The 13,127-nt window shown below is 32.7% G+C and carries 15 protein-coding genes; 4 read left to right on the forward strand and 11 right to left on the reverse strand.

Going from position 1 to position 13,127, the window contains the following annotated elements:
* Positions 1 to 179: 179 nt before the first annotated feature.
* The 3 genes from PWU04_RS13185 to PWU04_RS13195 form a co-directional block, all read right to left on the reverse strand.
* Positions 180 to 1,022, reverse strand: coding sequence for an MBL fold metallo-hydrolase (locus PWU04_RS13185; RefSeq protein ID WP_274476596.1), 843 nt, complete (start codon positions 1,020 to 1,022; stop codon positions 180 to 182).
* Between the two features lie 58 nt (positions 1,023 to 1,080).
* The gene (locus PWU04_RS13190; protein ID WP_274476597.1) at positions 1,081 to 1,482 is read right to left on the reverse strand and encodes a VOC family protein; all 402 of its coding nucleotides are present in this window, start codon (positions 1,480 to 1,482) and stop codon (positions 1,081 to 1,083) included.
* A gap of 88 nt (positions 1,483 to 1,570) precedes the next feature.
* Positions 1,571 to 1,954, reverse strand: a complete 384-nt coding sequence (locus tag PWU04_RS13195; protein ID WP_274476598.1) for an iron chaperone — start codon at positions 1,952 to 1,954, stop codon at positions 1,571 to 1,573.
* Between the two features lie 240 nt (positions 1,955 to 2,194).
* Here PWU04_RS13195 and epsC point away from each other — a divergent pair, with 240 nt between their 5' ends.
* Positions 2,195 to 2,983 carry a serine O-acetyltransferase EpsC gene (epsC, locus tag PWU04_RS13200; RefSeq protein ID WP_274476599.1) on the forward strand — a complete coding sequence of 263 codons (789 nt, stop codon included), beginning with the start codon at positions 2,195 to 2,197 and terminating at the stop codon, positions 2,981 to 2,983.
* Positions 2,980 to 3,861, forward strand: a complete 882-nt coding sequence (gene cysM / locus PWU04_RS13205; protein ID WP_274476600.1) for a cysteine synthase CysM — start codon at positions 2,980 to 2,982, stop codon at positions 3,859 to 3,861. The genes epsC and cysM overlap by 4 nt, the downstream gene beginning before the upstream one ends.
* A gap of 190 nt (positions 3,862 to 4,051) precedes the next feature.
* On the opposite strand, the gene PWU04_RS13210 is transcribed toward cysM, so the two are convergent.
* From PWU04_RS13210 to PWU04_RS13240, 7 genes are all read right to left on the reverse strand, one after another.
* Positions 4,052 to 4,609, reverse strand: a complete 558-nt coding sequence (locus PWU04_RS13210; protein ID WP_274476601.1) for a GNAT family N-acetyltransferase — start codon at positions 4,607 to 4,609, stop codon at positions 4,052 to 4,054.
* Positions 4,610 to 4,756: 147 nt separating this feature from the next.
* Positions 4,757 to 5,608: a DJ-1/PfpI family protein gene (locus PWU04_RS13215; RefSeq protein ID WP_274476602.1), complete on the reverse strand. Its 852-nt coding sequence runs from the start codon at positions 5,606 to 5,608 to the stop codon at positions 4,757 to 4,759.
* A gap of 2 nt (positions 5,609 to 5,610) precedes the next feature.
* Positions 5,611 to 6,888, reverse strand: a complete 1,278-nt coding sequence (locus tag PWU04_RS13220) for an NAD(P)/FAD-dependent oxidoreductase (protein WP_274476603.1) — start codon at positions 6,886 to 6,888, stop codon at positions 5,611 to 5,613.
* A 61-nt stretch (positions 6,889 to 6,949) separates the two neighbouring features.
* Positions 6,950 to 7,528, reverse strand: coding sequence for a Crp/Fnr family transcriptional regulator (locus PWU04_RS13225; protein ID WP_274476604.1), 579 nt, complete (start codon positions 7,526 to 7,528; stop codon positions 6,950 to 6,952).
* A 140-nt stretch (positions 7,529 to 7,668) separates the two neighbouring features.
* On the reverse strand, positions 7,669 to 8,580 hold the full coding sequence (locus PWU04_RS13230) for a hypothetical protein (protein ID WP_274476605.1): 912 nt from the start codon (positions 8,578 to 8,580) through the stop codon (positions 7,669 to 7,671).
* Positions 8,581 to 8,654: 74 nt separating this feature from the next.
* Positions 8,655 to 9,137, reverse strand: coding sequence for a YybH family protein (locus PWU04_RS13235; RefSeq protein WP_274476606.1), 483 nt, complete (start codon positions 9,135 to 9,137; stop codon positions 8,655 to 8,657).
* 129 nt (positions 9,138 to 9,266) lie between these two features.
* Positions 9,267 to 9,584 (reverse strand): DUF4760 domain-containing protein, encoded by a 318-nt coding sequence (locus tag PWU04_RS13240; protein WP_455028105.1) that lies wholly within the window; start codon positions 9,582 to 9,584, stop codon positions 9,267 to 9,269.
* 1,130 nt (positions 9,585 to 10,714) lie between these two features.
* Between PWU04_RS13240 and PWU04_RS13245 the strand changes: the two genes are divergently transcribed.
* Together PWU04_RS13245 and PWU04_RS13250 are read left to right on the forward strand one after the other, a co-directional pair.
* A complete protein-coding gene (locus tag PWU04_RS13245; RefSeq protein WP_274476608.1) occupies positions 10,715 to 11,425 on the forward strand; it encodes a twin-arginine translocation signal domain-containing protein in 711 nt (236 codons plus the stop codon).
* Between the two features lie 126 nt (positions 11,426 to 11,551).
* A complete protein-coding gene (locus tag PWU04_RS13250; protein WP_274476609.1) occupies positions 11,552 to 11,719 on the forward strand; it encodes a hypothetical protein in 168 nt (55 codons plus the stop codon).
* A gap of 390 nt (positions 11,720 to 12,109) precedes the next feature.
* Here PWU04_RS13250 and PWU04_RS13255 read toward each other — a convergent pair whose 3' ends face one another.
* Positions 12,110 to 12,481 (reverse strand): DUF2200 domain-containing protein, encoded by a 372-nt coding sequence (locus tag PWU04_RS13255; protein ID WP_274476610.1) that lies wholly within the window; start codon positions 12,479 to 12,481, stop codon positions 12,110 to 12,112.
* Positions 12,482 to 13,127: the final 646 nt, after the last annotated feature.

The raw sequence follows: 13,127 nt of genomic DNA on the forward strand, positions 1-13,127 counted from the left end.
AAGCAGAATGTATTGCTTTTATCGTTTCTGGATTATAATCTATGTCGTTCTGTAGAGCTCTACAGCCATTTCTTTCTCTTGAAGAGGCAATTTGTTGTCTACCCATTTCTTCAACATGCTAGTTTTAATTACTAAATCTCGACCATAGACATAACTACGGATTATTTTTATACAGATTTTTATTTACCTATGGATTTTTCCATCAAGATGCGCCACACGTTCATAGGTAACCATTTGTCGTAATTTTTCAGGTGCTGATATTGTGGTAATTTCACTGTGTAGGGAATGTCAAAAAATGAAGTTCCTTTATCTAATTCTTTTTCAACGCTCTTATAAAGCGCATCAAAATATTCCTGCATAAAGGTTATGTCGTTACGATTGCCCACAACTCTCATATGAGCCATATACACATCATAAAATTCAAGCTGCTGTATTTCTTTTAAACTTCTAACCCAATTTATAGGACTGGCATCGGGCAGATATGCATATAAAACTCTATCTGGCACTACAAGGTCTACAATGAAAATGGCATTATGTTCAACGAATCGGAAAACTGTCATACCAGCTCCGTGATTTGGTCCAAAATAGTATAATTCTAAATCTTGTCCGTTTCCTAAACTATATGTTTTCTTGTCACCCTTCCAAGTTTCTGTTGGTGTAATGACATTTGGGTTAGGCGTGATATTATTTTTTGCTATGGTATGGGAAATAAATTCTGTATTAGTCTGATTAAATACTTGTCCGCCACTTATGTGATCCCAATGATTATGACTATAAAAAACTTTATTTATGGGTTTTTGCGTGACTTTCCGAATTTCCTTCATAGTAGCTGTTGCCCGAAGTGAATCTAGTGGATCTATAACAATAACTTCTTTTTTAGTTACATAAAAGCAAGAGAACGTTCTGTCGCCGACAAAATATAAGTTATCCTTAACTTTAATTGTTCGGGTATCCTGAGCTTGTAATTCACATCCAGATCCAACAAGTATTAAGATTGTTAATATGGTTTTTTTTAGAAACATTATTTAATAACTAGCCTTATATAATGTGTTACAGGGCGGTTTGAATATTGCTGATTATTTAACTGTGCAATTCCTCCACTAGTTGAATGTTATTTCCACAGGTATCATTTAAAACGGCTACTTTTACCGATCCCATTTTGGTGGGCTTCATACTAAACTCTACACCAAGATTCGTCAGCCTTTCATATTCAGAAGCTAGATCTTTAACGTCAAATTGTGTATATGAAATACCTGCTTCCATCAATGCGTCTTGATATATTTTGGACGGTCTAAAATGGTTAGGCGCTGGCTCCAATAGAAGTTCTGGTCCATCTTGCCATTCTTTAGAAACCAAGGTTAGCCATCTATTCCCTTCTCCTAATGGTAAGTCCTTCTTTTTTATAAAGCCTAATTTCTCAGTATAAAATTTTAGGGCTTTTTCCTGGTCACGGACTGGTATGCTTATCAGAGTTATTTTCATTTTCTGAGGTTTTTATTATTACAAAGACTGTAGAAATTTCAAAAGAATTGTATTGAAGCATTAAAGGTCCATAATATCTGTCTTTGTTCTATTTATTTAATAGTTCTTCTTTTCTAAAAATTACCATTTTTTTAATGAGTTCCTTGGGAAGGGGGGCGTTATAAGAAAACTTGACAGTTCCCTTGCCGAGTTCAAAATTGTTTAGCTCGTCTGCAAAATGTTCTATTGAGGCTTGATAAGGATAAAAACTAACATAGTTTTTATAAGCAGCTATCATAATTTGTTGCTCAGGTTTTGCTCCTGGAACAAGGCAAAAAGAAGGTACTTTAGAGTTATGAATTTCCACCATTTCAGGAACAGCTTCCATGATGAGACCACATAGTTCACGTATAATCAATTGCGCTTCCTTCGATTGACTTTCAATATAGTCGTCTGCTGTTCTGAATATTGGCATTGGTCCATTTTTCCCCATTACTATTTGTCTTTAACGGTTAATTTTCTTGAGAATTATTATTCATAATATGTTATAAATTAGGACTAAAAGTATTCTTTTTTAGCCATTTTAAAACAAAAAAAGATATTGTAGGGTAAATTATTTCTAGAACGGTAATCACTTGTTAAATCATATGATTGGTATCTAAATAATTAAATAGTAATTTTAGATGAGTTTACGTATTTGTAGGCGTAAATGTTGTTAAAGGCCATAAATAAAATGAAAAATAAGAATATAATAGCCATTGTCAATCAACAAAAAAATGAGGTTTTTATTTCGGGTTCACTAAAGACAGAGACTCAGAAATTTACCGAATTACTTTTTAATGCCCTTTTTGATAGTGAGACAGAGATAAACAAAGCACTTTCTAAACTCGAGGACTTATTTATTAAAATCAGAGATCTGGCCTGTCCCGACATTAAAGGAAAACCGTGTAAAACCTGGGAAGACTTTACCGAGGCTATTCCCAAATTATTTTTGAGTTTAAAAAAGGATGCCTCCGCAATTTTAAACCATGATCCTGCTGCGCGTTCTATCAACGAGGTGTATCTGGCATATCCTGGCTTTTATGCCATTGCGGTTTACCGAATGGCTAGAGAGTTCTATAAACTAGGTCTTCCACTAATTCCAAGACTTATGACAGAGTACGCTCATCAAAAAACGGGAATAGATATCAATCCAGGGGCAATTATTGGAGCCTCTTTTTTTATTGACCATGGAACAGGAATTGTTATTGGAGAAACAACCATAATAAAAGACAATGTTAAGATTTATCAAGGGGTAACACTGGGAGCGTTAAGTGTTAAGAAGGAAGACCGAGATACTAAAAGACATCCAACTATTGAGGAGAATGTAACTATATATGCCAATGCTACCATATTAGGAGGAAATACCATAATTGGTGCCAATAGTATTGTTGGGGGAAATACCTGGCTAACTAAATCTATTCCTCCAAACTCCGTCGTTACCCACAATCCTCAAGTAGAAATAATTGAAAAGAAGCTATGAGTAATACCATTGTAGACATAATTGGAAACACCCCTTTGGTACGTTCAATTGTACTAAACACGAATCCCAATGTAGATTTGTATTTTAAACTTGAAGGTAATAATCCTGGAGGTAGCGTTAAGGATCGTGCTGCGTATAATATGATCAAGACAGCTTTAGATTCTGGACAAATAAACTCTGACACGAAATTAATTGAAGCTACCAGTGGTAACACGGGGATTGCTCTGGCTATGATAGCAGGTATTTTTAAATTGGATATAGAGTTGGTAATGCCAGATACAGCTACTATAGAGCGAGTACAAGCTATGAGGGCGTATGGCGCTACAGTTACCTTACATCCTGAGGGTATTGAAGGGTCTCGCGATTATGCTGAACAAAAAGTAGCCAATAAAGGTTATTTTTCCTTTAATCAGTTTGCTAATGATAATAATTGGAAAGCCCACTACAAAGGTACTGGGCCTGAAATCTGGAGGGATACTAATGGTAAGATTACCCATTTTGTCTCCGCAATGGGCACGACAGGTACCATTATGGGGACTTCAAGATATTTGAAGAAACAGAATGAGAACGTGCAAATTGTTGGGGTACAGCCCAAAGAGGGAGCAAATATACCTGGAATTAGAAAATGGCCAGAGGCCTATTTGCCCAGAATATTTGAGCCATCACGTGTAGACCAAATTCGTGAGGTTGGTAGAGAAGAGGCCATCATAATGTCCAGGCGACTAGCTAAGGAAGAAGGAATTTTGGCAGGAATGAGTAGTGGTGGAGCCACTTTGGCGGCTCTACGTTTGGCTAACGAGCTTGAAGAAGGTGTTATTGTTAGTATTATTTGCGATCGTGGTGACCGGTATTTATCTTCAGAGCTTTTTGAATCGTAATAGAATACACCATGATTGAGATTATTTAACTCAAGCTTGTAGTGTTTTATTTAAATCGTTTTTATTACCCATTCGTTGGTATGAAATATTAACGATTTCCATGTTAACATTCTCAACATTTCTCTTTATGACCGACCGTTGTTTTTGATTTATTCCTTTTTCCTCAATTGCTTATAGCTAATGACCTTAATTATTTTTTAAGATCAATTTTATAGAGTAAAGTACCTTTTGGCATTTCGTAATCTATTGATTTATGGAAATCATTTTTTAATAGTACATTTATAGATGCAGTGTTATCTTCTTCTACACCTCCTGAAATAGAGTTGATAACGTTGGTGTTTTTCCCCCATTTAATGAGCCCATTTATTAGTTCGCTCCCAATCCCTATTCTCCAAGTCGATTCTTCAAGAAGATATCCAAGTCTTAAATTAAATGTTTTATTTCTTTCATTTTCTGTATAGAGAAATAAAAATCCGATTATTTTTTTAGTTTCAACGAATCTAATAACATAGAAGTAACTATCTCTTTTTCGGTCATTAATCCAGTTTTCAGCTTTTTTATGAGTGTTTAAGTCTTGCCAACCATCGGGAAGAGATCTGGTTACTGCTAGAGTCATTATCTCTAAAACAGATTCTGTTAAGTCTTTAAAGTTATATTCAGATTCAATATGATTCCAATTTTCTATTGAAACTCTTTTTGTGGAGAATAAACAGTCTTTATTTAAAATGTCAGTCAAATTATCTTTCATTTAGAGTACTATTCTGTTCGTATAACAAATAACGGCCATGAATCGTTAAAGTTTAAAAAAAATGTATTAGTTGAAACCCATAGTTCAGTCGCAAGGTCTTCCATAAGAATATTTCTGATGTAATGAGTACAAGCTGTATTGGGTACATTATTTATTTTTCCATTCTTTAAGTCTATCGAGATACAAATAAGACTCTACAAATTTTCTATGCTCCAAACTTGTCATTTTTTCTAATAATTCAAGTGAAGAAATATATGAAGCTAAATTTCCGTTTGATGACAAGAATTTTTCATCTTCAACAAAGCTGATTTCCCTATCATTCTGGACTTTTAGGTTAGGGTAATTCTTTTGCAAGTCTTCTCCTCCTCCAATCCAAGTCACAATTTTCTTTCCATCAGCCACTCCCGACTCGCCAATTAATGAAGCACCACCACAATTACTCACGGTGAATTCTGTGTTATTGTTTTGCGCTTTAATAAAATCAACTAAGTTTTTATTCTGTACCTGTAGAGTCATATCGTAAGCACTTGGAACGATTAAAACGTCCAATTGAGGAGTGTTTTCAAAACTGTAATCGGGAAACATTTTTAAACCTTCTTCACTAACTACAAAATCGTAAGTTTCGGCAATTGTTATTACATTAAAGAGCTTTTTACCGTCTTCCGTGTGTTTTGTAAAAACGTCCAGTGGTGCAGTTATTTCAGTCGTCAATACGTTATCATACATTAACAGACCAATTATGGGTAAATTTTTATCCAAACTTTTCGCTTTTTCCCGAACTTCCACTAGTTGTTTTTCAGAAAGCAGAATAAGTCCGTTCTCAGCATTTCGTTTTAGTAATCTTGGACTGCAATTTTCTGCTTGAGCTGGTTTTGAAAACAAAACATTTTCGGTAACAACAGTTTCTGGTTCTGATATTATTTCTTTTTTCTTATTAGAATTACAAGTAAATAAAATTGATGTAATAACCATTGATGCTATAAGTTTGACATTTTTCATTTTTATAATTTATCAGTTCTTTCCGTTGGTTTTATTATCATTCTAAAGTATTGGTCCTTAAAGATGTAGTAACTTAACCAGTTATATATTGTTCTTAATTTGTTTTTAAAGTTTACTAGTCCCATTATATGTACAAAAATCCATATAATCCAAGCAGCAAACCCTTTCATAAAATACTTTTGTTCAGGAAAATCCAATACTGCTTTGTTTCTTCCTATAATGGCTAGAGAGCCTTTGTCATTATAATGAAATGGTTTCCAGTTATCTTTTTTTCTGGTAAGATTTTTAGCTAGATTATTTGCTTGTTGGAGAGCTGGTTGAGCTAATTGTGGATGCCCATTAGGATAGTTTTCATCTCCTTGAATTAAGCAACAATCTCCTAATGCATAAATATTGCTGTAAAAATCGAGCTGATTAAATCGATTTGTTTTCAAACGTTTACCAGTTCCAAATGATTGTTTAGAAAACCCTTCAAATGTTTTTGCTGAAACTCCTGCAGCCCAAATAAGATTTTTTGATTGAATTTCCCTTCCATTGGATAAAAACACACTTTCTCCGTCAAAATCTTTAACCAAAGTATCCATTATTAGATTAACTCCTAATTCGGAGAGTTTTTGTGATGTATATTTTTGAGCATTTTTAGACATAGTAGCTAAAACAGATTCTTGGCCATCAATTAAATAAATTCCTCCAAGTTCTTTTTCTTTTAGCTCTGGATAGTCTTTCATAATTATAGAAGCCTTCATTTCTGATAAAATACCAGAAAGCTCAACTCCAGTAGGTCCTGCACCAGCAATAACAAAGGTTAAGTATTTTTTTCTATCTGTTACGTTTTCGATCCTTGTTGCTCGGTCAAGACGAGTAAGAATAACATTTCGGAGCGACAAGGCATCACTAATGGTTTTCATTGGCAAACTTTTTTCTGAAATGTTTTGGTTGCCAAAAAAGTTAGTTTCTGTTCCAGTGGCCATTACCAAAATGTCGTAGTTCAACTCTCCGTTACTCAATATTATTTTATTTTCTTTAGGCACAACTTTTTCTAGGGAGCCTAGTCGGAAACGAACGTTTTTAAATTTCCGTAGAATTTTTCTAAAGGGATAACTTATAGCAGATGGCTCCATGAAACCTGTAGATACCTGATAAATTAAAGGAGGGAAGAAATTATAGTTATTGCTGTCTACCAAAATAATCTCATAATTAGTTGTATTGCTTAATGTTTTTACAAATTCCAGCCCTGCAAACCCGCCGCCAACAACAACGATTTTTTCAATTTTTTTCATTTATCCTTTTCTTATGAAACACAAAGGTATCTATATGATTAGTCATAAAAATTAAGCTAGTTTAAGAAAGTTTTTTTCTTTTTATCTCACTTAGATATTCAGGAGTCAAGCCAAGAAAACTTGCTAAAAGATACTGAGGTACTCGTTGTACAAATTCAGGGAACTGAGTTTGAAATTCAAAGAAAATGTCTTCTTTAGAAAAGCTATAGATATATTTAAAGCGCATTAAGGCTGAACCAAAAGCTGTTTCATATATTGTCCTAAAATACTTTTCCATTTTTGGATGTTTTTCTAAAAGCTCCTGATAGTTTGAAAAAGTAATTGAGAAAACTTTTGAGTTTTCTACAGCTTCTATAAAAAACTCTGAATGGTTTTGGTTTTGAAATGCCAAAAAGTCTGTTATCCACCAATTTTCTATGGCAAACTGTGTCGTTTTTGTGTTACCTAAATCATCGATAAAATATAATTGTAAGCAACCCTCTGAAACAAAAAACAACTTATAGCAAGGGTTTTCAGAAAGTTGTAGCTTTTCTTTTTTTTTGTACGATTGATAATCGAAAAAGTCGATAATTTCAGTAGCTTCTTTTTCTGAAAGCGATGTGATATTTGCGATGTGTTTTGTTAAGTTGCTTTCTTTCATGTCATATTGAGCCTAAGGATTAGTTGAATGGTTTGTTCCTAAAGTTAAGATAGGAATTAGTCTAATCCTATAGCTTAGCCGCTAATATTTCCGCTGAAAAGCTACGAATCAATGAACAGTAAACACTGGTAGTTTTGACTTTATAACTTTATCTTGTAACAATAAATTTTGCTTGATCCATTTTCAGCTCCTATAATTATTTCCTGGTATTCATCAATATTCTTAAACTTTTTCGGGATAAGTTTCGCTCTTCTACTTGTAAAATACAGGGTGTTAGTGTTATCATCATAAAAAGGACAATATTCCATATACTTAGTGTTAATGATGTTTCCCATATTTTTAGCAGTATTCCATTCTCCGTTACTATTTTTTTCTGTTATATATAAATCTCCACTACCAAAGCCGTCTTTTGTGTTATACTTTGTATAGATAATAAAACTCTCATCTTTGGCAATGAAAGCATTAAATTCATATCCTTCACTATTAATATTGTTATTTAATAAAATTGGCTTTGAATAATCTGACCCATTCCAAATGCAGTAGTAAATATCATCCTTTCCTAAACCTGTTAGGGCGTCCATTGTAAAATACAAGTTTCCATTATCAGCGAGGGTAGGGTAAAATTCATCATTTTCTGAATTTACTTGAGGACCTAAATTAATTGGGTTTGACCATTTACTATTTTTATCTTTCCTTTCCACATACCAAATGTCAAAGTCACTAGGAGCTGTGACATTTTCCTGTTTTGAACGATTGCTAGCGAAATAAAGTTTCTTACCATCTTTAGACAAAAATGGTTCTAAATAAGAATAGCCATCACAAAAAGGAAGTAATGAAGGTTTATCCCATTTTTCACTTTTTACAACTGCTATTTGCGATAAATCTTGATTTGGACTCTGGATAGTGAAATAGGCTTCATCTTTACTTGAAGAAATGTAAAAGTCTCTGACATTGTTAAATTTATTTAGCTTATCACTAATTAATGAGACTTCTTGTCCAAAAAAGAATAGTGGAAGAAAAAATATAGGTAAAACTATTGTTATTATTTTCATTGTGTGTTATGTTAAAATTTTCAATAATGATTTTAAATGAGTTTTACTAAAAGTTGCGTGTGGGCTTAAATATTTTAGTTTTTCTTGTTGGGAAACCAGCTATCACGTAATATTTTCCAATTTCCATTATCTTTTTTCCAAACCACTAGGTATTTTCCCTCTCCAACTTCTTTTCCACTTTTATGATACCAAGTACCTGTTCCTTCTTCAATAAGTAATTGGTCATTTCCCCATAAGCTTGTTGTTTTAAAGCTTGAACCAGTAATTTCATTTCTAATCATACTTCCAAAGTTTTTAATAATATTTTGTCTTCCAATTATAGAAGGCATTATTACAGCATTTTCTAAATACATGTTACCTAAGGCAATTGAGTCACCATTTTTTAAGTGTTTTTCAAATTCCCGTAGCCGTAGTTCAATTTCATTTTCAAAAATTGATAAATCTGTATGGTTTGGTTCAATATCCCTGTCATTCAATCTTTGGTTACAACTCGAAATGAAAATAAATGGCAACACAATTAATAGTGATAAGATTAAAGTAAATTTTATTGTTTTCATTTTTCTTTGTTTAGATTTTATTTAGTCTATCTATAATATTTAGTGAATATATTGTGACCTTTAAAACTAGCTACATGTACCATCTTGCTGATGGTAAGAAATCGCGATACTCGGCATATTTAAGTTTAATTAATGTTCTCTAAATTCTATATTCGATTTATTTTTAATCTCATTTTTCAACCATTCAAACCATTCTCCTGCAGCCGGGTTTCTAGCCTCACACCATTCATAAATCCACAATTCAAGCTTATTCCAAGTTACCTGTATTACTCCTCCAACAAGGTCGTCCACAACATCAAAAGAGATTATCTTTCTCTTAACTGATATTCCTGTGCTTTCGAAAAAGGAATGAACCATAAACGCATAACTCTCCATTTCGGGCTTGGCGGATTTTAATTCCTCCGGTGAAACCCTATCAAGTAAAAACTGTATTTCATTTATGATGATTTATTATTGAGAATGGTTGATGTATAATTGATTGTTGAAAAGCATGTTGGTTCTTTTAGTGCGTGACAGAAAGATAATTAATAAATTGAACATTAGGTTAATGTAAGCGAATAGTTGATTAAAGGGGGGCGCTTACTTTTGTTTATAATCGTCTAGTTCAAGAACTTACTAGTATTTTATACTAAAAAATCTTTTATCAGTTTCATTAAGGAATTCAAAAGAGTTTAACTTTTTGATTTTCTTTTCAATATTTTCTGGTCAATACATGGCATCTGAACCTTACATTATTCTAGCGATAAGCTCCCTTTTTACTTTTATTAAAAATTCTTCAGAAAAACTAGCTAAAGGATGGTTTTCTATCCATAATAAAGTACCAAGCCTACTATATACTTGAGGGTACATCCCCATTAAAGAGAAGGAGTTATCATTTTAGACCCCTCCGCTTTTTCATTACTGTAACATTCTTATATTTTTTTAAGTAGGTTTAACTCCCGATTTAAAATCTTTATAAGAGTCTGGCACGCCTGGTAAAGTCTTGAAAGTGTGTTCTATATATCAATTAAGGCGAACATCAATTATAGGATTTATAGAGTCTAGGGCTTTTAGTAAAATTAGTAAGATTAGAAGTAGTAAGGCAACTTTATTCATGATGAGAGGATTATATGAAGAATAGTTTGTAATCACAATTTGATTTATAAAAACTCACTACAATTATTTATTGTTCCTAAAAGAGATTAAAAAAAAATATCAGGAAGTTTTATAAGGCTCTCTCTTATAGTAAGCTGTTGTTTTTTTAAGGGGTTAATATTATGTGCTTAAAAAGTTAAAAGACTGCATATTATGGAAAGGTCAAAAGGCTAAAAAATCGTACCTTTATATTCCTACGCTTCATAACTCTCCTTAAATCTTGATATCATGAATAGAAACCACTTAATATCTATTCCCCTCATTGAAGTTTAATTAATTCTAGATGTCTATTGTAAAAACAAGACATCTGTTTGATTTCCCTAATGCATTAAATCAATAAAAGATTAGTAATGAACAATCTGAAGGAGCTATCTAACCTATAGATTTAAGTAGGCGACAATTAGGAATTACTAATTAAATATATAACTCTAATTAATAATAAAATGGAAACAAAAATTTCGAGCACGAGAAGAGAGTTTATTGGACGAGTAGCAACAGGTGCTGCTGTAGCCGCGGGATTGACTTTGATGCCACAAGCTATTCAAGCAGGTGTTGATCAAACTAAATTTCCTAGTACGTTAGGAAGCATACCAAAAGGAGATGGAGATTTAGATCCCATAATAAAAAAAATAGGGAAAAAAGCACATCCGATTGCTTTTGATATGTCATCAATTAATCCTTGGGGGCTTATGTGGTCTAACGTTTACTATATTACCAACAAGGAAACCGGGACAACTGAAAATGAACTGGGATTACTCTGTGTTCTAAGACATCACGGGATGATCTTTGCATTAGATGATGCAACCATAGAGAAATATAATCTTGGAGAATTTTTTGGATTTAATGATCCAATTACCAAAAAGTCTGCATTAAGAAACCCATATTATAAGCCAGAGGAAGGTGTTTTTCCAATACCTGGATTAGCAGGGATTAAAGGGTTACAGGACAATGGGGCAGAGTTTTTTGTTTGCGATATGGCACGTAAAGTATATTCACAGTTTGTGGGGCAAAAGCATGGGGTAGATTCTGCAATAGTTTATGAAGATTTTGTAAAGGGAACTCTCCCAGGTATTCATGCTTCACCATCGGGAGTTTGGGCACTTGGAAGATTGGCCGAAAATACAATCGCGTATGTTGACGCTAGTGTTGGATAATCGAAATTATTTATAAATAGTCAATATTCCTTTATGCGAACTTTGATATCTAAAGTATAAGAGCTTGGATAAAGCATAGGTAACAACCACATCATTTTATGTGCCAACTACAGTAAAATAATTATTATGGAAAAAAATAAAATTCTTTCAATAGTTGCGGTTTTATTACTTGTACTTGGAATAGCATTAATATATTTTGGAGGATTTTATGCACCAAAAGTGTTATGGCCTCCAATAATTAGTGGAATAGGATTCTTTTTGATTGCATGGGGTTTTAACACACTAAAAAAATAGATAATAATTATAGATTAGATTTGTTTAAAGTTTATTAGAATTAGTTAGTTGGGTATGCCTATTACTAACGTAATGAATGTGTTTTCTGGAGACTTATATCCTATAATTTAAGTAGTTGTAAATAGAGTATGAAAGGGCTAGAACTTTTAGATTTCGTAACTAGAAACTAAAAAGTCTGTTATACCTAATTAGATTCTCTAACTGTAAGTGTATAATAGCTTGTAGTGAAGTACGAATGGTTTGAGGATCAATGGAATTGGAGAAGAACAGTCTAAACAAAATGTTTAAACAAGTATCTAGAATCGTTAGACAGGCTTGCTTTTCAATGAGAATTTATATCGTACTTGAACTCAAAAACACCTGTTTTTTTTTATTAGTAAACTTCAATTATTATTTTTTTTCTTCTCGTAAAATTTTTTCCATTTTACGACCTTTAGCTAATTCATCAACTAGCTTATCTAAGTATCTTACTTGTTTATACAAATCAAAATCAATTTCTTCAATTCGATAACCACAAATTACTCCTTTGATGAGGTGGGCATTAGGATGTAATTTTGCTCTTTGAAAAAACGTTTCTAATATTACCTTCTCTTGAATAAGCTTTAGCAACGTATCTTCATCAAATCCTGTTAACCATTCTATTACTTTGTGAAGCTCATCTTTTGTTCTGCCTTTTTTCTCAACTTTATTCACGTAATGAGGGTAAATAGATGCAAAAGTCATTTTGGCAACTTTTTCGTTTTTTTCAGCAGTAACCTTCATTATATATAGTTTAGTTTATGAATTAATTGGTACTTACGATTTCTGTATGGTTTCTTTAGATTAGCGTAAAGATAGGGTTTTGTCGAAACCCAAAGTTCAGCTGCACCAACTTTCTTTTAGAAAATGGCCTAAAAAATCAATTATAGATTGTACTATGCGTCTGTTTTTCATTTTTAAAAGTTCTATTGACTTACTTATATAGTCATATTAGATGTAACTTTCTTCAATGAGTCCAAACAATCAAATTGGGGGTAGATAGGTCTCGGCTTAATACATAAATGACATTACATCACAGAGATTCCCACCTTTATTATTTTCTTTGATTCTAGATCTATTTATAAAGGGGGTAAATTAAACTCGAACAAGAAGGACAAGGAGTTAGGCTTGTGACAATTAAACAAGAATCTATGAAGCATTAAAACAATGCTTATATGTTGATATAGTTAAACAACTTACTATATATAGTAATAATTATGTTCAAAGGTTGAAAAAAATAGTCGCAACAAGTTGAAATTCAGTTCCAATAAAAATACTTTCAAAAAAAGGAGAGGAAAAGCTTGCCTTGTTGATTAACGGTCTTATATTTGCAGCCGCTTTGAGAGGGGCACGCCCAGCGAAAAAGCGACGTTCATTGATTGGGAAGAAA

Origin of the sequence: Mangrovimonas aestuarii (assembly GCF_028767185.1) — a bacterium.
Lineage (GTDB): Bacteria > Bacteroidota > Bacteroidia > Flavobacteriales > Flavobacteriaceae > Mangrovimonas_B > Mangrovimonas_B aestuarii.

Excerpts from the sequence above, each read along its gene's own strand:
- PWU04_RS13185 (WP_274476596.1), bottom strand. The coding sequence starts at position 1,022 with ATGTTTCTAAAAAAAACCATATTAACAATCTTAATACTTGTTGGATCT.
- PWU04_RS13190 (WP_274476597.1), bottom strand. The coding sequence starts at position 1,482 with ATGAAAATAACTCTGATAAGCATACCAGTCCGTGACCAGGAAAAAGCC.
- PWU04_RS13195 (WP_274476598.1), bottom strand. The coding sequence starts at position 1,954 with ATGGGGAAAAATGGACCAATGCCAATATTCAGAACAGCAGACGACTAT.
- epsC (WP_274476599.1), top strand. The coding sequence starts at position 2,195 with ATGAAAAATAAGAATATAATAGCCATTGTCAATCAACAAAAAAATGAG.
- cysM (WP_274476600.1), top strand. The coding sequence starts at position 2,980 with ATGAGTAATACCATTGTAGACATAATTGGAAACACCCCTTTGGTACGT.
- PWU04_RS13210 (WP_274476601.1), bottom strand. The coding sequence starts at position 4,609 with ATGAAAGATAATTTGACTGACATTTTAAATAAAGACTGTTTATTCTCC.
- PWU04_RS13215 (WP_274476602.1), bottom strand. The coding sequence starts at position 5,608 with ATGAAAAATGTCAAACTTATAGCATCAATGGTTATTACATCAATTTTA.
- PWU04_RS13220 (WP_274476603.1), bottom strand. The coding sequence starts at position 6,888 with ATGAAAAAAATTGAAAAAATCGTTGTTGTTGGCGGCGGGTTTGCAGGG.
- PWU04_RS13225 (WP_274476604.1), bottom strand. The coding sequence starts at position 7,528 with ATGAAAGAAAGCAACTTAACAAAACACATCGCAAATATCACATCGCTT.
- PWU04_RS13230 (WP_274476605.1), bottom strand. The coding sequence starts at position 8,580 with ATGAAAATAATAACAATAGTTTTACCTATATTTTTTCTTCCACTATTC.
- PWU04_RS13235 (WP_274476606.1), bottom strand. The coding sequence starts at position 9,137 with ATGAAAACAATAAAATTTACTTTAATCTTATCACTATTAATTGTGTTG.
- PWU04_RS13245 (WP_274476608.1), top strand. The coding sequence starts at position 10,715 with ATGGAAACAAAAATTTCGAGCACGAGAAGAGAGTTTATTGGACGAGTA.
- PWU04_RS13250 (WP_274476609.1), top strand. The coding sequence starts at position 11,552 with ATGGAAAAAAATAAAATTCTTTCAATAGTTGCGGTTTTATTACTTGTA.
- PWU04_RS13255 (WP_274476610.1), bottom strand. The coding sequence starts at position 12,481 with ATGAAGGTTACTGCTGAAAAAAACGAAAAAGTTGCCAAAATGACTTTT.